Raw genomic sequence first — 23,072 nt, 5'->3', positions numbered from 1 at the left:
AAAAACGGTCCGTTTGACCTGGCTTGGCGCCCCCTCGAGCTACCGAGGGTGGCGCACCTTTTTGGCTTCAGCGACGCAACTTACAAGTCTTGATTCCAAACAGGGAATAGGCTGGGCACCAGCCAATCAGCCCGGTGCCCAATGGGATCACTCCCAACCAACCCCAAGGACTTTGCGGCCCCCAAAATACGAGGCTGATGACTACCGCCCCGATAATGATGCGTATGCCGCGATCCAGTCCGCCCTCATTGTGCAATGTTTGCATGTTCATGACCTTACCCCCATTACCCTTGGAAAGGAGTTTCATGATTGCAGGGCAGGGGCAAGACGTCAGTGACAATATCACAAAATTAGGGGCTGTTAGCCAGCTCTTTCAGTGCCTCACGGTCCAGTAAATGAATTTGTCGATGTTGCCGTCGAATCCAGCCGCGTGCTTCGAAGTCCCGCAAGCTGCGACTGATTACCTCACGGGCGGAACCAAGCTCGGCGGCAATGGCCTGGTGCGTTATGGACAGCGTATCCCCCTCTGCGCCCTGATGCAGTAGTAGGCGGGCCAGACGGATATCCAGGCGGGTAAAAAGCACTTCTTCGACCAGGGCAAATAGTTGTGTCAGGCGGTCGCCGTAGGCGCGAAACACGAAACTACGAAAATCCGGGTTGTCTGCGATTGCGGCCTGGAAGTGTTGGCGTGAAAACGCTACGGCGCTGCCCACGTTCTCGCTGATCCCGGTCGCGGGATAGGCGTGCCCATTAAACAGGCAGGCGGTGGTCAGTATGCAAGACTCCCCTGGCCCAATCCGATACAGCACGATCTCCCGGCCACTGACAGAGACCTGCTGCACACGAATCTGACCCTCCTGCACCAGAAGATATTGCTCGCAAAGGCTCCCGTTCTGAAAGATGAGGCTACCGGCGGCAAATCGCAGCTGTCTGGCTGCAGCCAACAGCACCGCACCAGTTTTCGTCTGCTGCAAAGCGCGAAGGTCTGGAAACTGCTCCAGCCAATCGGTGTTCATCTATCGATCGTCGTCATTCATGACTCCTGGATTTGCGCAGCGGCAGAATCTTCTGCAGGGTGACATAGATTCCTGGCATTACCAACAGCACCAAGGGAATCTCGGCCACCAGACCGGAAATGATGGCAACCGCCAGCGGTGCCTGCATTTCGGCACCGGCGCCAATGCCCAGGGCCAGAGGTAACAAGGCGAGAATGGCGATAATGGCGGTCATGAGCACTGGGCGTAGGCGTATGGCGCCAGCCCGCACGAGCTCTTCCGGATTATGGTTACGCAGCTCTGCGAAGTAGAAGATCGCCGTTTCGGTGACGATGCCAACGATCATGGTCATGCCGATCATGGCCGTGAGATTGCGCTCGGTGCCGGTCAGCCACAAGCCCACGAATACCGCCCCCAATGCCAGTAGTGCGGTGATCAGGATGCTGAACACGATGGCAAAGTTTTCGTAGAGGAAGAGGAGCAGCGCCGCAACCAGAAGAATTGCTGCGAGCAGGACCAGGGCCAGGTCGTGCATGGCCTTTTGCTGTTCCTGATAGAGGCCGCCGTATTCCAGGTACACTCCGGACGGCAGTTGGAGTTTGGCCAGACGCTGCCGGATTTGCGCGAGGACCGTACCCATTGCATGGCCGTTTTCGATACGTGCGGTGACGGCAACCATGGGTTGCAGGTTTTCTGCATCCAGCTCCGCCTGGCCGGGCTGGATGGAGATCGTAGCTATCTGATTGAGGAAAAAGGTCTGTCCGTTCGGTGCAATCAGCGGCAGATGGCGCAACTGCTCGATCCGTTGCGCGAGGTCTCGCGGGGCACGCAGCCGCACGCCGATCATTTCCTCGCCGTGCGGGATTTTGGTGACCACCTGCCCCTGCAGCAGGGTGCGCAGCTGTTGGGTGACCTCGGCGGGGGTCATGCCGGCAATGGCCTGCGCGCGCAGAGGATCGACGTGGATGTCGATGGCATCCCCGGCAATGGTGATGCCGTCAAAGGCCTCGGTGACCCCGGGGACGCCCTCGATCGACCGGGTGATCTGCCGCGCAATGGGTTCCAATTCCTGGGGATGATTGCCAAAGATCTTGATTTCGATGGGTTGCGGCACGGCGGTGAGGTCGCCGATCAGGTCTTCCATGAGCTGCCCCGTTTCCACGCGCAAGCCCGGCACCTGTTCCTTGATCTGTTGCCGCACGCTGTCCATGACCTGCCAGATGTTGCGTTTGCGCTGGCTCTTCAGGCGGATGAAAAAGTCGCCGGCGTTGGCCTCGGTAATCCCACCACCCAACTGCAGTCCGGTGCGTCGTGAGTAGGTAGCGACCTCCGGGGTCTGCGCCAGAATCTGCTGCACCTGATCCAGCAGGCGATCGGTCTCGGCCAGGGAGGTGCCCGGAGGCGCGCGATAGTCCAGCACAAAGCCGCCCTCGTCCATGGGGGGCAAAAAGCCACTGCCGACCTGGGTATAGGACCAACCGGACAGGGCGATCAACAGGCCCACAGACAGCAGGAGCCACTTGGGTCTTTGCAGGAAACGGGCAAGAAACCGTCGATAGCGTTCGGTGGCCCAGCGCTGCAGCGACCCTTGATGCTCGGCCTTGTCGGCGTCCTTCTGCCGCAGCAGCAATTGCGCCAATACCGGGACGGCCAGGAAGGCGACGAGAAAGGAAATGAGGAGAGCGGCGGCAATGGCAATGGCCAAGGCTTGGAAAAACGCGCCGGTGACCCCAGACAGAAAGGCCAGGGGAATGAAAATGATCAGCGTCGCCGCCGAGGAGCCGGCCAAGGGGGTGCTAAGCTCCTGGGCGAGATGCAGGATGGACCAGTTTTCGCGCTCTTCGCTGATCCGGCGCATCAGATGCTCGAGCATGACGACCACGTCATCCACCACCAGCCCGACCGCTGCCGCCATACCGCCCAGGGTCATGATGTTAAAACTCTGGTGCAATACATAGAGGACCAATGCGCTGGCGATCAAGACACTGGGCAAGGTGATGGCGACGATCAGGGTAAGACGTAGATTGCGGAGAAAGGCGAAGAGCACCAGGGCGGCGAGGATGGCACCGATGATGATCGCGTCACGTACGCTACCCGCGGCGGCGGTGATGAGTTGACTCTGGTCGTACCAGGTGCTGATCTGCACTCCCGCGGGCAGCGATGCCGCGCTACTTTGCAAGAGTTTGCGCAGGGCCCGGTCGATGGCAACGGTGTTGCCGCCGGGTTGCTGCAGGATGTTGAGGAGTACGGCGTTTTTGCCGTTGGCGGTGACGGTGGTCCAGGCGGGACGCTTGCCCTGCTTGATCTTGGCCACATCGGCCAGATCGACAATGCCTTCGGGACCGCTTTTGAGGATGGTCTTGCCGATTTCCTCGCCATTGACCAGATGGCTCGTGCTGAGGATCTGATACAGGCGATAATGACGCTGACTGCGCCCCACCGCCTCGATGATGTTGGAACCGGCCAGGGCCTTTTCGACATCGGCATAGGACAGGCCGTAGTGTTGCAGAAGCCAGGGATCGACGACCACCTGGAATTCTTCCTGGGCGCCACCCTGTACCGTCACTTGCGCTACCCCAGGAATGCTCAGCAGGCGTGGACGCAGTTGATAGTAGGCAACCCGCCGCAAGGCCACGGGGTCCAGTTGTGACGAGGTCAGGGCGAGGCCCAGAATCGGATCGACGGTCGGGTCCATGCGACGAGCGCGGAATTGGGTGTCGGCGGGGAGTTTGGGCAGCTCCTGGTTGATGGCGGCCTCGACCTGCAAGAGCGCGCTTTGCATGTCGCTACCCCAGGCGAATTGCACCGAGATATCGGCCGCGCCCCGCGCCGTGGTCGAACGGATCTTGCGTACTCCGGGTACCGCACGCAGGGCCTGCTCCAAGGGTAGGGTCAGGGCGATCTGGGTCTGTTCGATGGGCATGTTGCCGGCATCCACCGACACCTCGATGCGCGGAAAAGAAACTTGCGGAAACAGTGCCACCGGTAGTTTCTGCGCCGCCAGCAGACCACCGAGGGTGAGGAGCAGGAGCAGAAAAAGCAGAAAACGGCGGTGTCGAAGCAGCCAGTCACCCATCAGGATTTCCCCTCCAGACGCAGGGGCATGCCCTCCTGCAATTCGTAATTGCCCAAGCTCACGACTGACTCTCCTGCCTGCAGACCCCGCCGCACCTCGATCCATTTTCCGTCCTGCCAACCGGTTTCGATCCAGCGTTTTTGCGCAATTCCGTGCTGATCGACAAAGCAGTAGGACCGTCCATGCTCGCTGAGGACGGCGGAATCAGGAATGGCCAGGGACTGCTGTTGGGCAAGGGTGATCTCGCCACTGAGCAGGGTGCCGGGGAGGGCCTGGGCGTTCGCCGGCAGGGGCACGATCACCCCCGCAAGACGGGTGCTCGTATCGACCTGTGCCAAGACCTGTTGCACCTTGGCGGACCAGGATTGCCCACGATCGTCCAGGCGGCGTAGAACGACCTTCGCTCCGGGATGAACCTGGGCGAGATCCTGCGGCTCCACGCCGAAGACGACAACGCGTGCCCCCGCCGGATTGATGGTGAGAAAGGACTGCCCCGCCGGGACGGTGTTGCCCGCCTGTACCGGTACGGCGGTGACGACGCCGGAGATCGGGGCGCGGATAGCCCCTCCCTCTAAGGATTGCTGGCGCTGTTCCAGACTTTGCAGTAGTGCTTTGGCCTTAGCGAGGTTCTGGGCCGCGCTCTGCACCTGGGCATTGGTGGCCAATTGCCGTTGCCGTAGACTCTCCTGGCGCTGCCATTCGTTTTGCGCAAAACGCAGGTCGATTTTGGCCTGATCGATCTGCAGTCGCTCGGCAGGCGAGGGGCTGACACGCAGTAGAACCTGTCCTTTTCGTACCTTTTCCCCTGGGACCACCAGGACCTGCTGCACGACACTCTCACAGCGTGCGCTGAGCAGGTCTGCCGCCTGGCTGGCAAAGGCTACGGTCCCGTAGGCGCGTAAGGTGTGAGTGAACAGCCTGCTCTGCACCGGACTGATCTGCACCAGGGCCGAGGGCGCAGCGGCGCAGATCAGAGAAGCAAGACCAAGCACGGCGGTGAGGGCGGTGCGTTGCAGCGCGCGCTGCCAGTTCATGGGTTTTTTCTCCATCGTTCCCAGGGAATTCCTACAGCCAGCTCCAAGGCTGCCTGATCTTCTGCCGCTGTCCCTTCCAGGGTCAGAAGCTGCAATTTTTTGTCGAGCAACTGACTGCGGACGCTTTCGTATTCGACGAGGGTGGCATTGTGCTCGGCTACTGCTTGGCGCAGCACCTTCTCCGCCTGCGCGAGCCCGGGCAACTGGGTGCGCAAAAGGGCGATCTCCGGATGCAAACGCTGCAGGTCCTGCACTAGGCTGGCAATCTCCGCCCGCGTTTGGAAGAGCCGGGCGCTATAGGCGGCGTGCAGTTCGGCGCGGGTTGCCTCGCTTTGCCGGATGGCCGCACGATTGCGGTTCCACAGCGGCAGGTCGAAGGTAATGCTCGGTCCCCAGGTATGGATGTTGGAGGTGTCGGCGGCGTGACTGACGCCGATACTGAAGCCCGGGTATTGACCGAGGATGGCGCGCCGCACCTGCGCCTCCTGGGCGTCGTACCCGGCGCGCAGAGCTGCGAGATCGAGACGATGCTTCAGAGCCTCGTGCACGAGTTCCTCCACTGGGGGCAATTTTGTTAGGGTCCGCGGTGCGGCCAGTTCGAGGTGAAAACCGGGGGGCAGGCCCAACTGTGCATTGAGTTCTTGTCGGGTCTTGGCTACCTGGCGGCGCAGTGCCAGTTCCCGATCCCGACTGTCTACATAAGCGATCTGGCGTAAGGCATGATTGGGCAGGGTCGTATCTCCGGCGCGCAGGTTGTCCGATGATTTTTTATAAAGCTCCAGACTCACTTGGGTAGCGGCAGCGGCAATGGATTCCTGCTGCTGCAGAAAATAGAGTTTGCGCGCCAGAATGCGGACCTGATTGGCCAGCAGCCATTCCTGCCAGGCCACGTCATAGCGGACGGAACGGGCCTGGGCGCCGGCGATAGCAAGATTGGCAGAGCGGGTGAAGAGGCTCGCCAGACTCCATTGTAGGCCCATACTATAGGCGGAATAGTAGCCAGGAGTCGTGGGCAGGTCGGCACTGAGGGAAAGCTGCGGATCGGGCAACAATCCCGCGGCAAAGACCTGGGCGTTGGCTACTCCGAGCTTGGCGCGGGTGGCACGCAGATCCGGATTGAGCAAGACCGCGATTTGCGCGAGGGCGGTACCCGAAAGGGGGGCCTGCAGATCAATCTTGTCGCTGCGTATCGGCGCGCCGGCATCGGCCTGGGCCAGGGCTGCCTGCAGAGTTTTTGGCTGTGACAGCTGCTGGTCGAGGGGGAGGGGCCGGTAACTCGCGCAACCGGCGAGTAGTGTCAACAGAATCCCGCCACAAAATCTCTGCGTCAGCCAGTGCATGTGCCGTCCTCCTGCTGGGTAGATTCCAGAGGTTGCTCATAATGGAATAACAAGCCCCTGCCGGCGCTGCCATCCAGCAGTTGCACCTGCCCTCCCAAGCGTTTTGCCGCCGCGGCAACGATGGTCAGGCCCAGACCGGTACCTTCGCCTTGAGCATCAGTGGCACGATGGAAGGCCGAAAAGGCCAGCTCGCGTTGGACCGGAGGAATCCCCGGGCCGTCGTCTTCCACTTCGAGCGTCAGGCTTTCGCCATCGGCAATTGCACGCAGCACGACCGAGCCGTTCGCTGGCGTATAGCGCAGGGCATTATCGAGGGCATTGCTGATGAGCACGCGCAGGGCCAAGGGATCGGTGCGCAATGGCAGACGGGTAGGGCGGAGCTGTAATTCCAGTTCGATACCCTTGCTTTCGGCCAGAGGCAGGCGCTCACTCAGGAGCTCCCGCAGCAGATCGCCCAGATCGATGCTTTCCTTTTTTGCTGGTCCGGCAAGCTGACGCTCCAGGGTGAGCAGTTGATCGAGCAAATGGCGGCTGCGCGCTAAGCCCGTATCGACGGCGAGTAGGCGCTCGCGACAGGCATCCCAGCTTTCTGCATGTTGGGCATTCTCCACTTGCAGGGAGAGGGCCGCCAGGGGCGTTCGCAATTCATGGGCGGCATCGGCAATGAAGCGACGCTCACGCTGCAGTAAGTCGGCGACGCGCTGCAGCAATTGCTGGATGGCCAACCAGAAGGGGAGGAGTTCCTGCGGTACATGAGTTTCGGGCAGGTGAATCCGGCTGCTCTCGGGCCGCAATATTGCAAGCTCCTGGGCTAGGCGGCGGAGGGGGCGAAAGACCGCGTAGACCTGCCAGCGCAGGGCGAGCAGGAGTATGGGCAGCAAGATGAGGATGGGCCAGATACTGCGCTGGGCGCCATCCCAGGCGGCTTCCTGCAGAACGGAGGTGGGCTGGGCAACGACAAGCTGGTCACCATCCGGCAGGGCGGCGAGAAATATCCGCCACTGCTTACCGTTCTTCTCAAGATGATGAAAGCCGGGCCGCCAGTGTCCGGGAAGCGGTAAGGGATTTTCTATCTTGCCAGGGCTGATGCGCTCGACGATGATCGTCCCGAATTCTTCATCGTGCCGGATATGCTTCTCTTTGCCCTGAAACCAGGGCACCTGCAGCGGATGGTCGGGCAGGTGGCTGGGATCCACCCAGTTGGCCATTTCTGCCAGGGTAGCGTCCTGCAACTGTTTGGCGTCTTCGTAGGCCAGCCCATAATCGACGCCGGCGGCGATAAAGCCACCAAGGAGCAACCAGAAGCTGAGGGTCCAGAACAGGCGTCTTTGCAGCGATGGAATGCGCTTTGTCATCCGTCCTTCTCTACCAGCCAACCCGCCCCGCGCAGGTTTTTGATGCTGTCCGCACCCAATTTCTTGCGCACGCTGTGAATGAGAAAGTCGATGCTGTTGCTCTCCACTTCCTCTCCCCAGCCATAGATGCGGGTTTCCAGCTCTTCGCGACTGAGAATGCGGCCGGGTCGTTGCAGTAAGGCGCTCAACAGGGCGAATTCCCGCGCCGACAGGCGTTGTGCTGGCCCGCCCTCGCGCCAGGCTTCGCGGGTGCTCGGGTCGAGGCTGAGTACGCCATTACTGAGCAGTGGTCCTGCCTGTCCCCCTTGGCGGCGCTGCACTGCCCGTAAGCGGGCGAGTAGTTCACGCGCCGAAAACGGTTTGATGAGATAGTCATCGGCGCCGGCATCCAGACCGCGCAGGCGCTCCTCCAGGGCATCGCGAGCGCTGAGAATGAGTATGGGCAGGGTATAGCCTTCTGTCCGCAAATCGTGCAGGAGCTGGATACCGTCGTCGTCGGGAAGGCCGAGATCCAGCAGCAGTACCTCATGTTCGCTGTGCGGAAGAGTGCTGCGGGCCGCCTGTCCACTGCTAACCCAGTCGACCGCATGGCCGCCGTCGCGTAGGGCCAGTAAGAGCGCCTCGGCTAGCATCCGATCATCTTCGACCAGTAAGATACGCATATTTCCTCCTCGCAGTCTCGCTCCTGCACCTGGGACCGAAGCTTAGCAGAGCATTCTTAGCTTGGGATGAGGAGTGTGGTGTTGCGCCACGCAAGAGTTCGTCGGCTCCGGATACCCTAAATATAAGCCAAAATTGACTCCAGAACTTCTAATCTTTTCCTAAGAAAGCGGCAGTATTCTGCGGACTTCTTGCTTTGGAAATTTGGATCGGTTTTTGGAGGATTTGTCATAAAAGTGTCATAAAAAGTTCATTAAGCTGTAACATTCCTGTGCTACGCTTCTAAGCTGGTTGTTTAGCAACCAAATTGTACCTATTACGCAACTAGCTACAGGAGATACAACGTGATACAAAAGGACACATCGCGCTTTTCTAAGCGTGCCTATCCCTGTTTTTCGGTTCTGCGAGTAGCCTTATTGGCCACTGGTGTTTTGACCAGCCATGTCGCTTTCGCTACGGACTCGGTAACTGCCCCAACCCAGTCCGCTATTTCCATTGGTGAGGTCAGCGCCGCGGTAGAGGCATCCACCTACCTCGGCAGCAAAGAAGCCAAGAGTCTCACCCAAAAGCATAATTTCCATTCCGGGCAGTCCATCAAGGTGTTGGACAAGGCGCAAATGGCCGCGACGGGCCCAATGGGTGGCAGTGCCCAGGCGCTGAGCTACGCGCCCGGTGTTGGCGTTTCCGGTTATGGTTCCAGCGGTGCCACTAAAACCTCCATCAGCATCAATGGCATCAAGCAGGGTTGGGGTGGTTTTTCCGGTGGCCAGATCGATGATGGCAGCCTTTCCGTCACCTTTGATGGTGTACCCATGGTCGATCCCTCCACCGGTTTGTGGCAGTCGCCGCAGGTACCGCAGACCGGCATTTTGCAGGGCATCGGCATAACTTATGGTCCCGGAAACCCGCAGGAGCGCTGGTACAACAATATCGGTGGACAGATCAATTTCGTACCCTTGCAACCGACAGCAAAACCGGGTGGTGACATCAAGCTGACCTATGGCAGCTATGATTCCAAAAACATCGTTTTCAATATTCGTACCGGCAATGTTGATGGCTGGTCCACCATCCTTGCTGGCGGCGCAGGTTCCTCCAATAGCTACCGCCAAAGTCCGGATGGCTTCAATAACCCCAGTTACAGTTACGCCTGGTTTTTGAAAACGCGCAAGACGTTCAGCAATGGTGATTTCTCGGTGGGGGCATATCTGGCGAAGGGTTCTGGCTATCGTCCGGTACCTATCCCTATCAACCCCATTGCCGGGGTGACCATGGATGGCACCGCTGGCTCTGCGCTCTACAGCCAGGCCACCAGTGGCTTTTATTCGTCCTTGCCAAAAGATGTCTGGTTCAAGCAGGATAGCAATAGCACCTGGCTGCTCTACAGCAAACTGAATGTGGATCTGGACAAGGCCTGGTCGGTACACAATATGATCTGGTACCGCTACGGCCATCGTCTGCATTTTCACTACAACAATTATGGATTGTCTAATCCCAGCAATCTGTACGAGTACAACAACCCCCATGACTCGGTCTATGGCGACAAGCTGTTTCTGACGGCAAAATTGCCCTACAACGAGGTCAGCTTTGGCGGCTTCTTCCTGAATAGTAACTACAACACGAGGAATGCCTTCTATAATACCAACGCTCCATATTTTGGCTCGCGTCTGGTTCCGAATGCGCATTATCGGAGTGATTATTTCGACCAAACTGATTTGGCCGCGTTTTTCCAGGATCGCATCAGTCCCATGGCGACCCTGCACATCACCCCAGGGGTGCGGGTCATCAATTATCAGACCCGGTATACGCCAGCCGGCCAATCCGATTTTGCCGAGGCCTATGCTATGTATCCGCAGAATGATCAGGGTGTATTGCCAGCGGCGAATACCAGTTTCACCCAGGTCGAGCCGTCCGTCGATTTCAATTGGCGCCCTATTCCTTGGTTAGCGGTGTTTGCCAATTATGCGCAGGCTTACAAGGAACCACAGGTGGGTGGTGGCGGTGGTCTGTACCAGAAAAAGGCGCCTATCTATAACCTGGAGCGCAGCGCAGATTACAATGCTGGTGTGAAAATCCATTTTGATCATGCGGCGTTCTTGCACCATTTCCTGTTTACTGCGAGCTTTTACCATTTGCATTACAGCAACCAGTACATCCCTCTGTATGACTCCAATGGCAACTATATTGGCGACGCCAATGGCGATTCGATCTATCAGGGTGTGAATCTGGCCCTGGATGATGAGATTTTGTACAACCTCGATCTCTTCATGAATGCCAACTTCGAGAAGGCTGTCTTCGCCCATTATGTGACCAGTGGCATCTCTTATGATGGCTTGCGGGTGTCGAATGTGCCGAACAAGACCTTCAATATTGGCGTGACCTACCGTATGCCGCTAGCCGGAACGGTATTGCAACCGCGCCTGTGGTATCAGTATGTGGGAGCGCAGGGCATGTTCAACAACAACACCGGCGCCCCGAGTGCAGAAAAGATGCCAGCCTACGGTACCCTGAATCTGGGTATTGACGAAAAAATCCCCACGATCGGCATGGTGCCCTTCCTGCGCCATGTGGATTTGAGTCTCAATATCCTCAACCTCACCAACAACCATTACAACGAGTTCCAGTACATCAGTTCTGGTGGTTTGTTGGGTGGCGATTCGGCCGGTCAGGTGCTGGCCCTTCCAGGTGCACCCATTACCGTTTACGGCAGTATCTCCGCACATTTCTGATCGCGGATAAGTAGGGTAGGGCGTCGGCGCAGTGGGCGCCGGTGCCCATTTTTGGTCTTGCGACGGCCTCCGAGCGCCGGTGGCTAATTGGCGACTAAGAGTTCCTTGTCATACTCTGAGGCATGATCCGCAAAACATCGCCTTCCGTTACTTGGCGCCGTTGGGCCATTCTAATCGGCCTTGCCATGACCGTGTTCTGCATCGCGCCAGCGGTGCCGGCGGAATCGTGGACACTATCGGCAGCGGTGCAGCGCGGGATTGCCGAGCGGGCGCAGGTAGCCGCAGCCAAAGACCGGGCGGAGGGTAGTCGGGATCTGGCCGACGCGGCAGCTGCCAATCGTCTGCCGCAATTATCCCTTCGCTTGGCCAGCATCTGGACGGAAAGTCGTCAGGGCCGGCCACTTTTTGTTGCCGCCAATGGGCGTCGGGAGGCGATTGGTCAGATTGTGATTACCGCCCCCGTGTTTGATGCGCAGTTGCAAGCGCTGGCAAAGGCGGCACGGGCCAGCGCCACCGCTGCTCGGTATCAGGTTCTGCTGACCCAATTACAGACGGCAGCGAGTGTTACCAACGTTTGGTATCAACTTGCCTTGGCGCAGGGGCAGGTCGCCTTTTGGCAGCAGACCGTAGCGTATGACAAGACGCTCGTGGCCCACAGTGCCAAAGCCTTTCATGCGGGCGCGGCGGCGCGCATCGACGTCGTGCAGACGCAACTACTCCTGACTCAGGCGCGCGCGCAACTGGACCAGGCCCAGGTGCAGCAGCAGACCGCAGCACGGGAACTCAACCTGCAGTTGGGGCTTCCTGACGACGCTGCCGCGACCGCTGCAAAGCACTCGATCCCCGCTGCTGGCGCTTTTGGCTCCTTCGCCCAACTTTGGCAACGGATGCAGGCCCGTCAGCCTCTGTTACAGCTCGCCCAAAAAGAGATTGGGGTAGCGCGGGCCGCGAAGGCCGTGCAAAACGCCGCGTATCTGCCGGTAGTAAATGCTCAACTTGCCTATGGGATTGATGCCAATGGGGTTCCCTCTGGTCGGGACCTCGGCTGGCAGGCCGGGCTGGGTCTGACGATGCCGTTGTTTTCTTTTGGACGGCGTCAGGATCGGGTGGCGGCCGCCGATGCCAATGTGCAGGCACTGCGCGCCGGCCGGACGGCATTGCTGTTGCAGATGCATTCGCGCCTCAATCAGGATTGGGGCGCGTATCGAGCCGCCCAAGAAAATGCCTGCCACGCTAAAAGGATTGGCCGGGAAGCCAAACTGGTCTACCACATGACTCAGGAAGGTTTCCGCGCGGGTGCGCTCAACGCTCTGAATCTGGCGCAGGCGCAGAATGCCTGGATTCAGGCACGACTGACGGCCTTGCAAGCGGGGTTACGTATGAGCCTTGCGCGTCAGCAATTACTCCTCGACACAGGACAACTGCCATGAACTTCGATCGTCACCTCAGGCCCTGGTTGCTCCTCCTGTTGCTGATACCGTCGCCCAGCGTGCTGGCAGCGGAGATCACGGTACAGGTGGCCAGAGTAGAGGCTGGGGCGGCGCAGACCAAAGTATCGGCGTTGGGGGAGGTACGCAGTCGTGCGGCCGTCACGCTGGTGGCTCCGGTCACGGGTCGGCTACTCGGGCCATTGCGTGCGGATGGTCCGGTTCGGCAGGGAGCGTTGCTGGGGCGGATACAGGTCGCAGGGCTCCCGGCGCGGGTGGCGGCGGCGCAGGAGCAGCAGGACTACGCCAAGAACGCGCTGCAACGGGCGCAAAAACTGTTTGACGACGGGATCATCGCTCGGGAGCAAGTGGATGCGGCGCGCCTGGCAGCGCGTCAGGCAGGAGACGCCCTGAGCGCTTTGCAGCAGGAGTCCGCACAACTACAAATCACGGCGCCGGTTGCAGGGCTGCTGCAGTATCTGGTCCCGGTGGGTACCCTGCTGGCGGCAGGAACACCCATCGCCCGCATCGAGGGGCGTGGCAAGCCCTGGATACAGGCTCTGGTCCCACCCCAGGTGGCAGGAACCTTGTTCGTGGGCGATACGGTGCAGATCAAAGTTATGGGCCGCAAGCTTGCCGGCAGGGTGCGCAGCGTGGGGCAAAGTGCGCGCCAATCGGGCCTGGTAGCTGTGCTCATCAATCTGCCCAAGCAGAGCAATCTGCTTCCGGGGGAATGGGTGGAGCTTCATTTGCCGGTTGTTCTCTCGCATCCTGCACGTTTCGCGGTGCCGGCACAAGCCGTCGTCATGCGCGGTGCTGAGGTCTATGTCTGGCGCGTAGACCAGGGCAGGGCGCAGGCAGTACCGGTACAGATCGTCGCGCGGACGGAAAACAGGGTGCTGATCCGAGGGGCCTTGCAGTGCGGTCAAGTGGTCGTCACCCGTGGCAATACCCGGCTCAGCCCAGGCGTAGCGGTAGCGGTACAACCATGATGCGCCGCTACCTTCAGTTTCTCTGGGAAACGCGCAGCACGCTCTTCCTTCTGGTACTGCTCTTGATTGCCTCTGGCACTTACGCCTTCCTCAACATGCCCGAAAGTGTCTTCCCTCCCGTCGCCTTTCCCAAGGTGGCGGTGCTGGTGCATACCCAGGACCTGCCGGTGAAGGTCATGCTGCTGCAGGTAACGCGACCTCTGGAAGAGGCGGCCAAGGGGGAGCCCGGCGTTACCCTGGTACGTGCCCAGACCGGCAATGGCCTGAGCAAGCTGCATATCTATTTCCGCCGAGGAACATCCCCGGAACAAGCCTACCTCCTTCTGCAAGCGCGTCTGTCCCAGATCCCGCTCCCCCCGGGGGCGACCCTGTCCGTGCGCTTGATGACACCCAACATCTATCCCCTACTGGAATATGCCCTGGTTTCCCGTCACCTGGACAGCTCCGCCATGATGGCGACCTTTGCTTTCACCCTGCGGCCTGCCCTTCTGTCCCTTCCGGGTGTCTACCATGTCGACGCGACGGGGCGCGGATGGCCCGAGGTTCGGGTGACCCTCAGCCCGCGTCGTCTGGCGCAATACCACCTCAGCAGTACAGCGGTCGTAAATGCCTTGCGGGCCTATCAGGGGCCGTATTTCTCCGGCGTCCTGCACGCCTACCATGAGCAATTTCTGCTGACGACGGCACCACGGCCGGAGAGTATCACTGCTTTGGCCGCGCTTGCTTTGCCCATTGGACCGGCCAATGCCCAGGGTATCCGCGCGCCTCTCGCCTTGGGTAGCCTCGGCCAGATTCAGATTGGACCGCCGCCATGTATGCGCGATGCGGCCGTGCTGGGTTGGCCGCATGCACTGATTCTGGATGTTTCCGCGCAGCAGGGCGCAGATCAGGTCAAAGTAGCAAGCGCAGCGCAGGCAAAACTACGGGAGCTTGCACAGCGCCTTCCACCGCAGATGCATCTGGTTCCTATCTATGACCTGAGTCATCTGATCCATTCCAGTCTGCGGGATGTCTGGATTGCGCTGGCGTTGGGCACCGCCCTCGCTTTTCTGGTGGTACTACTTTTTCTTGGGCGCCTGGACGCGGCCCTGTCGACCCTGGCGGTCGTGCCACTTGCGTTGGCGGCCACGTTGCTGACCTTGCACGCCCTCGGCTTTGGCATCGATATCATGACCTTGGGGGGGATTACCGCAGCCATTGGCGCGCTGGTGGACCATGCCATCGTCATCATCGAGCGCGGCATTCACGGCCTCCATGAGGAAGATGCCGAAGCCCGGCGAGCGCGTGCCCTGCAACGGATTCATGACATCCTGCCGCTGATGAGTTTTGCCACCCTCACCGCCTGCGTCGTATTTCTGCCGTTGGTTTTTCTGTCGGGGACCGTAGGGCTCTTGTTCCGCAGTATGGCGCTGGCGATTGTCATTGCCCTGGTTACCTCGCAGATCATTGCGCTGACGGTGACGCCCATTCTGGCCCTGTGGGTGGCGGGGCGTGCGCGGCGGCAGCATCGGTTATGGGGCGAGCGATGGTTACGGCGCCACTATGGGCACCTGCTACTTGCTGGCATGCGCCGTCCCTGGCTGGCGGTACCGCTGGTGCTCGCCCTTCTGCTGCTTGCCGGGGTAGGGGGAACGCAGCTTCCCACGGCCTTCCTGCCCCATTGGGATGAAGGAATCTTTGTCGTTCCGTTTCGGACGCCCGTCGGAAGCAGTGTTCGTGAGACCACGCAGGTTGGCCGAAGGCTGATGGCGATTGCCCAGCGCAACCCCAATGTGGAGCGGGTCTCCCTGGTGGTCGGACGGGGCTTGGGGAATGCCTACGCCACGCCCAACAAGGGTGGTTTGACGATCCTGCTTAAGAATGATCGCAGGCAAACGACCGAGCAGGTCATGCAGTCCCTGCGCCGGGAGTTTCGCGCCGCAGAACCCAATCTGACCACACTGGAAACGCAGCAGATCATGATCAATCGGCTGGGAAACCTGTCGGGTTCCCATGCCCCACTGGTCATCCAGCTATTTGGCAGTGACTCCCGCCAGTTGCAGGCCGTGGCCGCTGCCCTGACCAAGAAACTGCAAGCCAGCAATGCGTTTCAGTCGATTGTCCTGAAGGCGCCATCCGCCGGACCCGAGATCCAGATACGACCCACTGCACTCGCCTCGATGGAAGGACTTCCCCCGCAAGCGATTGCCAATGCTCTGAAGACGCGGTTCTGGGGGGAAACGGCGGGCTTTCTGTTACACGGAGAGCAGATCCTGCCCATCGCTGTCCACGTGGCACCGGCTCCGGGTACTACGCCGCAAACCCTGGGCAAGACGCTCCTCGCCTTGCCGAACGGTACTTTGGCGCCGCTGGCGCTGAGTGCCGATACCTACCTGCGGGGAGTGGTGCCCTACGCCACCTATCAGAACCTGGTGCCGGATGCCGAAATCAAGTTCCAGCCCCGTGCCGGCGAGGGACTGTCGACGGCTGCCAGTCGCGCGCATTCCATCATTGCGCAGATGGGCCTGCCGGTGGGCGTCACCAGCCAGATCGCCGGCTATTATCAGGAACAGCAGCAGGGCTTTCGGCAGATGCTCATCATTCTGGGCGCTGCCTTGCTCATCCTCTTGGTCCTGCTGGGATTCCAGTTTGGCAGCCAGCGTGCGGCGTGGGTGGCGCTGGTCTCGGTGGCACTGTCCGCCCCCGGAGCGCTGCTCCTGCTGCTGCTTACCGGTACCGATCTGGACAGTACGGCGTTTTTGGGCATTCTCCTGGTCTTCGCCATCGCGGTGAACAACGTCATCCTGATCTTTGCCCGGGCTCGGCAGTTGGGGGGTAATCATCCACGGCCATCCCTGGTCGCACTGGCGGCGCGCCAGCGCCTGCGCCCTATTCTCATGACCATGCTGGCAGATGTCCTCGGTTTTCTGCCGCTGGCGCTGGGCATTGGGCACGGAACCGATCTTCTGCAAGCCCTGGCGCTCGCTGTCATGGGTGGATTGCTCGTCGCCACCCTGATGACGCTGTGGCTGGCGCCCGTTCTGTATTCCGGTTTTTCACAAGTCTCTGCGAGGATGATATGGAAGAAAGCGCTTGGCCATCCCAACTGAAATGACTGCATACCGCCCTGGCGGTTCTAGCAACGTTTCAGCTCTTCAGTCAGTTGAAAATGCATGCGATCTGGAAGCATTCATTCCTTGGTAGCAAATCTCTTGTGGGCCTACTGGGGCGGACATATCGCCATGGCCTTGCTGCACGCCCTGAAAAACCCGCGCATCCTGCGGATTTTCGTGCCGGAGACATAGTCTCAATACCCTGGCACCGGTATCTGGCTGAAGAGTCACCGCTCGTCGCTGGTCAATGCTGCTCGCCGTGCTTTCTGGCCCCACCGCCTTGCAATCCTATCGGATTATGCTAATTACCTTTACATCTGATTATATGGAATGGGAAAGATATTTATGAGCGTATTGCTGTACGATGACGGTGAACACAAGTGCGTCGCGTTTACAGACCTGGTGGAAGGAGAAGGCATCCAGGCCAACCAATTTTTGATTGTCCACCATGGTGAGGGGATGTTGCTCGATCCGGGTGGCAATCTGACCTATAAAAACCTTCTTGCCGGCATGGCCGACTATTTTTTGCCAGCGCATCTGGACTATGTTTTTGCCTCCCACGAAGATCCGGATATCGTTGCCTCGGCCAATGGCTGGCTTCTGATCACCGATGCCAAGATTCTCATTGCCCAGGAGTGGACCCGCTTTCTGCCACACTTCTGTTCCAAAGGGATGACTGCCGGGCGGGTCATTGGCATTCCCGCGCAAGGCGCTGTGGTCTCCCTCGCGGGGCAAGAGTTGCATCTCATTCCTGCCCACTACCTGCACGCAGTAGGCAACTTTCAGGTCTATGACCCGCGCAGCAAGATCCTGTTTTCCGGAGATATTGGCGCCAATCTGGTCAGCGGCGAAGCGGCCATGCATCCCATCGAGGGTGCAGAAGCCTTCCATGCACACCGCGCGGCATCGGGCATGGATGCCTTCCATCGCCGCTACATGGGGGGTAACAAGGTTTGTCGACTCTGGGCACAGATGCTGCGCAGCATGGATGTCGACTGGATCGTGCCGCAGCATGGCGCTTCTTTCAAAGGTAAAGAGACCGTCCATGCCTTTCTCGATTGGTTTGCCGAGCTGGAATGTGGCCTCGACCTGCTGCGTGAAGACGATTTCCGATTCCCTATCCCCAACGGAGAACCGCTATGAGTCCAGAGAAATTTCAGAGCTTGTCGAGCCGGATCCACGCCGCTGTGGCCAACGTTCGCGGTATCGCCTTGATTTCCAGCGATGGGGCAATTCTGCACTACGAAGGGGAAAAGGTAGCCGACGAGCGGCTCATGGGGGTGGCCGGAGCGGCGGTAATGCGCGTGGCAGAACTTGTTGGAGATGGCCTTGCCGAATGTGCAACGCAGGAGATCATCATCCGCTGCCAGAAGCACGTCGCCCTGTTTCTCCCCCAAAGTGCCGATACCCTGCTGATGGTTGTGTTCCCCGCCGATGCTAATGCCCATGGCTTGGGTCAGCAGATTATGGCTCTGGATGGCTGAGCTGGGCAGCTAATCTGTCAGGCCCCGCTTTTCTGTTGAATGGCGGGATCCCAAAATATCGCCTATCTGACGAATCGGTCCGTCGATATGCCAGGGGTCCCCTTGTTATGTACGCTTGTCAGCCAGATCGAAATGCCAAGACCGGAGTCGTGACGCTCGATGGAGAACCGATGGTTTTCCATTGCAACCACTACAACCGCTTCCTGCAGCTCGTGGTGGAGGACTGTCATTACATTGCCCATGAGCCGATCCTGCAAGACTCAGCCACGGAGGTCATTTTTCGCCAGCTTCGGGGGATTTTTGCCAGGCATCCAGAATGGGGAAGAGAGGAACGAGCCGCCTGCGCAGAAACGCTCTACCGCTACTGTGGATTCGGTGATCTGGCCATCACCCCCGCCGTTCTGAGCAAAGAGGAATGGGTGGATGTCCGCGAGGAGCATTCTCACTACGGAAGCGCCCTACGGCTGAATTACGGAATTCGCCGTCATCCTGGCGAGTATTTTGACCTGGGTTTTGCCGTGGGCAGCCTTTCCGCCATTCAGGAGCGTCCCCTGCAGGGTGCCATGCAGACGAGTCCTGAACCCATTTCCAAAGGCGGTGATGCTACGGTTTTCCGGATCACTCCCCGTCTGGAGGGAGACTACCCATCACAGACTCCCGCCATCGCGCAGCCGATACTCCCAGAAGGGGCAGAGCAAATCCCGCCGCGTACGCAGAGTCTCCATGTAGACGAAGATGCCATCATCGCTGCTGTGGGAACGCTGCCCCTAATTGGTGACGAAAACGGATTGATCCCGGCTTTTGGTGTCTACCTGACTCGGCACTATGCCGACTACTACAATCTAGTTTCCTTCCGCTTCGAAGAGGCATTGGCGCAGGCCTTGTCCACCCATAAATACCTGGGGGAGATGCTCTGGTATGAATATCCCAGCCTATTCTACTACAAAGACAAGTTTAGCCACCTGCAAGGCAAGGCCTTAGCGCAAACCCTGCTGATCGAAGCAGGGCATATCTGCGGCTTCAACACCATGGGGGGAATCATGCGCTCCGATCCCTGGTATCAGCTCATTGTCCCCCAGCTTCGTTGCAAAGAAGACTGGCTGGCAGGGATCATTGCCTGCATCAATGCCTTGGGTTGGGGAATCTGGCGGATTGCCGAGATCATTCCCAACGAACGCTTGGTATTGCGCGCGTGGTATCCCTATGAATCGCTGGGCTACCTGCGTATCAACGGCAGCTACTCCGACCACCCCATCGATTATTTGATGACCGGCATCGGCGCCTCACTCATGAACCTACTCTACACCGCGGATATCACCACTAAGCCGGATCTTACCCTGGACTTCTATTATCGGGTGAATCGTAGCAAGGATGGCTTCTGGGGCCGACAGACTTGTTGTGTTGCCCAAGGCGACGCATATACCGAGGTAGTGGTGGAACGGAATTGTCTGTGATTTGGGGTTGTAGCGTTCTGGAACGGATTGCTGGAGAAATTTCATGACAGGGCAGGTCAAGCAATGTGCGATGGATACCAAGGATGTGGTCGATCTTCTCTACAGCATTGCCAGTCAGGTGGGGGTGCTGATTGGTGATAAAGGAGCGGTAAGCGTGTTCCGTTTTGCAGGCAAGCAAATGGGCAAAAAAATCGGCGAAGGCCATTCCGGTAAAAGCGTTGAGGAGGCGCGGACCCTGGTCTCCGACTTCTTCCGCAACAAGGAATTCATGGAAGGAGTCTGTCTGCAAGACGGCCAAGCAGAGCTTGTAGGCTGTAAGATTGGGCTCACCCTGCGCGAGCAGGGAATCCCTGCGGGCAATCACGCCCTTTGCCATTTTGGCTTTGGCCTCATTGATGGGGTCGTGGAATCCGTCACAGGTCAGAAAATCGTTACCCTGCATGTGCATTCGGAGTATCACGAAAACGGCGTGACCTGCTCCGAAACCTGGTAAACGAGAGGAGTTTTATAATTTGTCAAGATGGAAATGCGAAAAAAATACCCATGATTCGGCAAGTTCTCTATACTGAGGATGCGACCCAGTCATGACCATGAATGATTTTTTGCGCTACGTGGATGAGTGCGATTGCTCCTCGCTGCCCCGGATGGCGCTGGAACTCTTCTGCTAACGGGGCTCGAGGTCCTGGCGCGGATCCGCAGCACCCATGCGGCCAATGTCCTGGCCTGTCCTCATGGTAATAGCGTTTAATGATGGCACCTGGGAGTGGTTCCTGCCCGAAGACCGTATGGAGCATTGGATCCGCAGGGTTATCTCTTTGCTAAGCTATGCCCCGCGATGAATTGGGGGGCTGGCTGAGGGCCCAATCAACGGACAACGGAGTAGAATCATGAACGCGCAATCCTGGCTGCAGCGCTGGCAGGAAAACCGGATTGGTTTTCATCGTGCGGAATTCCATCCACAACTCGTGCGCTATTGGAGCCAGCTTGGCGCAAGTACCGATGGCTGGGTTTTCGTGCCCCTCTGTGGCAAGAGCCTGGACCTGCTGTGGCTGGCCAAGCAGGGGTACAAGGTGCGGGGAGTCGAGCTCAGCCCCATTGCTGTCGAGGCATTTTTTGCGGAGCACGGTCTGATATCCGAAGTTGAAAGCCGAGGCGCTTTTCAGCGCTACCATTGCGAAGGCATCGAAATTCTCTGCGGAGATTTTTTTGCCCTCTCGCCAGCGGATCTGGCTGACACGGTGGCTGTTTACGATCGGGCAGCGCTTATTGCCCTGCCGCCGGAGACCCGTAGCGACTACGTCCGCAAGCTGCACGAACTGCTGCCAAACCGCCCGCCTATCCTGCTGATTACGCTGGATTATCCGCAAGAAACCCGAGATGGTCCGCCATTTGCCGTGGGGGGAGCGGAAGTTCATGCGTTATATGAACCGGGATGGACGGTCCAAAAATTGGAAAGGCGAGACCTTCGTAGCCAGGAGGGTAAGGCGGAGTTTGCACGCTTCGACGAACTTATTTTCCGGCTACGTCGGAGTAAGGACTAGAAATATAATTTCCCGATGATGGAGCAGGGTAAACAAAAAGGCGCCTGGAAACATTTCCAAGCGCCTCGGTCTTTGGCTCCCCGGGACAGGCTCGAACTGCCGACCTAGTGATTAACAGTCTTGAATCGCTGGCTTTTCACCCGTCTTACATGGCCGCCTGTTCGTTTGAAATCGTTTGCATGACAGTAGGTTATGTCCTATCATTAGTCCCATGTCGTTTGAAGTTATTTGCGCTCGCGTGCTTACATAGTGCTTACACGGCGCTTACATGAATAGGGGGCCGCCATGAAGCTGACCAAGACCGCCATCGACAAGCTGCCCGCACCGGAGAAGGGGTATGCGATCCACTGGGACGCCACACTGCCCGGCTTCGGGGTTCGCATCACGTCTGCTGGCGCCAAGGCGTTCATCCTGCAAAAGCGTATCGGCGGCAAGGACCGGCGCATCACCATAGGGCGCTATGGCCCCCTGACGTTAGAGCAGGCTCGGACCCAAGCAACCGTATTACTCGGGCAGATTGCCACCGGCGGCGATCCGATAGCAGACAAGGCCCGGCGCAAAGCCGAAAAGACGACCCTGCAAACGGCCCTCGACGATTACCTGAGCACCCGCAAAACGCTCAAGGATTCCACCCGCCACGACTATGCACATACGCTGCGCTGGGGTTCTTCGGACTGGCTGGCAAGGCCTATCACGGCCATTACCCCCGATATGGTGCTCAAGCGTCATGCCAAGCTGGGCGAGCGTTCCAAAGCCAAGGCTAATCTTTGGGTGCGTTATCTGCGGGCTGTTTTGAACTCTGCCATGTCGCGCTACACCGACAGCGAAGGGCGGGCAATCCTGGCCGACAACCCGGCCCGTATCATCGGCAAAACCCGTGCATGGTTCGAGATCAAGCCGCGTAAAGGCTGGATACAGCCCCATGAACTGCGGCCTTGGTGGGATGCCGTGCAAGGGCTCGCCAACGACGCGATGCGGGATTACTTGGTAACGCTTTTGCTTACGGGCATGCGGCGCGAGGAGGGGCTAGGGCTCAAGTGGGCAGACGTGGATCAGCAAGCCAAGACACTGACCTTGCGCGACACCAAGAACCACGAGACGCACGTCCTACCGATGGGCACATGGCTTGCCGCGTTGATCGAGAGCCGCCCCCGGCATGGTGAGTATGTATTCCAGACGCCACGGGGGCGCATGAGCAATCTGCGGTATAACCTGGACTTGGTGCGGAAGCACTCGGGGCTGGATCGGTTCATCATCCATGATCTGCGGCGCACCTTCGGCACCATTGCCGAAAGCCTGGACGTGCCCGCCTATGCCCTCAAGCGGCTGCTGAACCACAAGACCGGCACGTCGGACGTGACAAGCGGCTACCTGCAAATCACCACGGAACGTCTGCGGGTGCCCATGCAACGGATCGAAGATTACGTCCTGCGGGCGGTGGGCGTCATGGAATCCGGCGTTATCGTCCCCATGCACGGGGGGGCAGAGGCAATAAAAAGCGGCAATAAATAGCCTAAAAAAATACCACTGCGCCGTATAGAAAAATAAAAATAAAACAAAAACAGCCTATTGCCACATACCTCTGACGTGACTCCATTTGCCGCAAACCTATAGGGTGGACTTGTTCCCCATGCTTATAATCAAGCCGTGGTTTGCATCTATTGGATAGATTTGGAGCACGTCATGGCAACTGTATTCGAGAGCACCCGCCTGTATGGGCAAAAGGAAATCGCCCCGCTGCTCGGCAAGTCCGAGGCTTGGTTTGAGCGCGCACGGTGGGCGGGGACCGGCCCGGCATTTAGGAAAATCGGTCGCAGCGTCCGCTATCTGGGGGCCGATCTCAATGCTTGGCTTGACCAGCAAGCCCGGAAAAGCACCAGCGCATGAACCCCACCC

19 protein-coding genes are annotated in these 23,072 nt (G+C 58.9%); 12 read left to right on the top strand and 7 right to left on the bottom strand.

The features are described from left to right. Positions 1–67: 67 nt before the first annotated feature. The 7 genes from AC2VNM_RS06815 to AC2VNM_RS06785 form a co-directional block, all read right to left on the bottom strand. Positions 68–271, bottom strand: a complete 204-nt coding sequence (locus tag AC2VNM_RS06815) for a YgaP family membrane protein (protein ID WP_483165300.1) — start codon at positions 269–271, stop codon at positions 68–70. A 79-nt stretch (positions 272–350) separates the two neighbouring features. Continuing rightward, positions 351–1,016: a Crp/Fnr family transcriptional regulator gene (locus AC2VNM_RS06810; protein WP_483165301.1), complete on the bottom strand. Its 666-nt coding sequence runs from the start codon at positions 1,014–1,016 to the stop codon at positions 351–353. Positions 1,017–1,029: 13 nt separating this feature from the next. Further along, on the bottom strand, positions 1,030–4,071 hold the full coding sequence (locus AC2VNM_RS06805; protein ID WP_486913062.1) for an efflux RND transporter permease subunit: 3,042 nt from the start codon (positions 4,069–4,071) through the stop codon (positions 1,030–1,032). Further along, positions 4,071–5,105, bottom strand: coding sequence for an efflux RND transporter periplasmic adaptor subunit (locus AC2VNM_RS06800; RefSeq protein WP_483165303.1), 1,035 nt, complete (start codon positions 5,103–5,105; stop codon positions 4,071–4,073). Before AC2VNM_RS06800 ends, AC2VNM_RS06805 begins: the two co-directional genes overlap by 1 nt. Further along, entirely contained in the window at positions 5,102–6,445 is a 1,344-nt protein-coding gene (locus AC2VNM_RS06795; protein WP_483165304.1) for a TolC family protein, read from the bottom strand. The genes AC2VNM_RS06800 and AC2VNM_RS06795 overlap by 4 nt, the downstream gene beginning before the upstream one ends. Beyond that, positions 6,433–7,800 (bottom strand): sensor histidine kinase, encoded by a 1,368-nt coding sequence (locus AC2VNM_RS06790; RefSeq protein WP_486913060.1) that lies wholly within the window; start codon positions 7,798–7,800, stop codon positions 6,433–6,435. Before AC2VNM_RS06790 ends, AC2VNM_RS06795 begins: the two co-directional genes overlap by 13 nt. Continuing rightward, the gene (locus tag AC2VNM_RS06785; RefSeq protein WP_483165306.1) at positions 7,797–8,462 is read right to left on the bottom strand and encodes a response regulator; all 666 of its coding nucleotides are present in this window, start codon (positions 8,460–8,462) and stop codon (positions 7,797–7,799) included. The genes AC2VNM_RS06790 and AC2VNM_RS06785 overlap by 4 nt, the downstream gene beginning before the upstream one ends. Positions 8,463–8,804: 342 nt before the next feature. Here AC2VNM_RS06785 and AC2VNM_RS06780 point away from each other — a divergent pair, with 342 nt between their 5' ends. The 12 genes from AC2VNM_RS06780 (at position 8,805) to AC2VNM_RS06725 (ending at position 23,063) form a co-directional block, all read left to right on the top strand. After that, positions 8,805–11,186, top strand: a complete 2,382-nt coding sequence (locus AC2VNM_RS06780) for a TonB-dependent receptor (protein ID WP_483165307.1) — start codon at positions 8,805–8,807, stop codon at positions 11,184–11,186. A gap of 122 nt (positions 11,187–11,308) precedes the next feature. After that, on the top strand, positions 11,309–12,616 hold the full coding sequence (locus AC2VNM_RS06775) for a TolC family protein (protein ID WP_483165308.1): 1,308 nt from the start codon (positions 11,309–11,311) through the stop codon (positions 12,614–12,616). After that, positions 12,613–13,605 (top strand): efflux RND transporter periplasmic adaptor subunit, encoded by a 993-nt coding sequence (locus AC2VNM_RS06770; protein WP_483165309.1) that lies wholly within the window; start codon positions 12,613–12,615, stop codon positions 13,603–13,605. Before AC2VNM_RS06775 ends, AC2VNM_RS06770 begins: the two co-directional genes overlap by 4 nt. Beyond that, on the top strand, positions 13,602–16,694 hold the full coding sequence (locus AC2VNM_RS06765; protein WP_483165310.1) for an efflux RND transporter permease subunit: 3,093 nt from the start codon (positions 13,602–13,604) through the stop codon (positions 16,692–16,694). Before AC2VNM_RS06770 ends, AC2VNM_RS06765 begins: the two co-directional genes overlap by 4 nt. A 63-nt stretch (positions 16,695–16,757) precedes the next feature. Then, on the top strand, positions 16,758–16,889 hold the full coding sequence (locus AC2VNM_RS06760; RefSeq protein WP_483167238.1) for a hypothetical protein: 132 nt from the start codon (positions 16,758–16,760) through the stop codon (positions 16,887–16,889). Between the two features lie 153 nt (positions 16,890–17,042). Then, on the top strand, positions 17,043–17,840 hold the full coding sequence (locus AC2VNM_RS06755; protein ID WP_483165311.1) for an oxygen-binding di-iron domain-containing protein: 798 nt from the start codon (positions 17,043–17,045) through the stop codon (positions 17,838–17,840). After that, positions 17,837–18,181 carry a roadblock/LC7 domain-containing protein gene (locus AC2VNM_RS06750; RefSeq protein WP_483190015.1) on the top strand — a complete coding sequence of 115 codons (345 nt, stop codon included), beginning with the start codon at positions 17,837–17,839 and terminating at the stop codon, positions 18,179–18,181. The genes AC2VNM_RS06755 and AC2VNM_RS06750 overlap by 4 nt, the downstream gene beginning before the upstream one ends. A 107-nt stretch (positions 18,182–18,288) precedes the next feature. Beyond that, on the top strand, positions 18,289–19,635 hold the full coding sequence (locus AC2VNM_RS06745) for a hypothetical protein (RefSeq protein WP_483165313.1): 1,347 nt from the start codon (positions 18,289–18,291) through the stop codon (positions 19,633–19,635). A gap of 70 nt (positions 19,636–19,705) precedes the next feature. Further along, positions 19,706–20,128 (top strand): hypothetical protein, encoded by a 423-nt coding sequence (locus AC2VNM_RS06740; protein ID WP_483165314.1) that lies wholly within the window; start codon positions 19,706–19,708, stop codon positions 20,126–20,128. Between the two features lie 394 nt (positions 20,129–20,522). After that, positions 20,523–21,176, top strand: coding sequence for a thiopurine S-methyltransferase (locus AC2VNM_RS06735; protein WP_483165315.1), 654 nt, complete (start codon positions 20,523–20,525; stop codon positions 21,174–21,176). A gap of 285 nt (positions 21,177–21,461) precedes the next feature. After that, positions 21,462–22,688 carry a tyrosine-type recombinase/integrase gene (locus AC2VNM_RS06730; RefSeq protein ID WP_486913058.1) on the top strand — a complete coding sequence of 409 codons (1,227 nt, stop codon included), beginning with the start codon at positions 21,462–21,464 and terminating at the stop codon, positions 22,686–22,688. A gap of 171 nt (positions 22,689–22,859) precedes the next feature. Continuing rightward, on the top strand, positions 22,860–23,063 hold the full coding sequence (locus AC2VNM_RS06725; RefSeq protein ID WP_486913057.1) for a helix-turn-helix transcriptional regulator: 204 nt from the start codon (positions 22,860–22,862) through the stop codon (positions 23,061–23,063). The last annotated feature ends 9 nt before the right edge of the window (positions 23,064–23,072 follow it).

The sequence above is a fragment of the Acidithiobacillus sp. TH-A67 genome (genome assembly GCF_057473545.1).
Note: the sequence above shows the minus strand (reverse complement) of the source record. Positions and strands in the feature narration are given on the sequence as shown.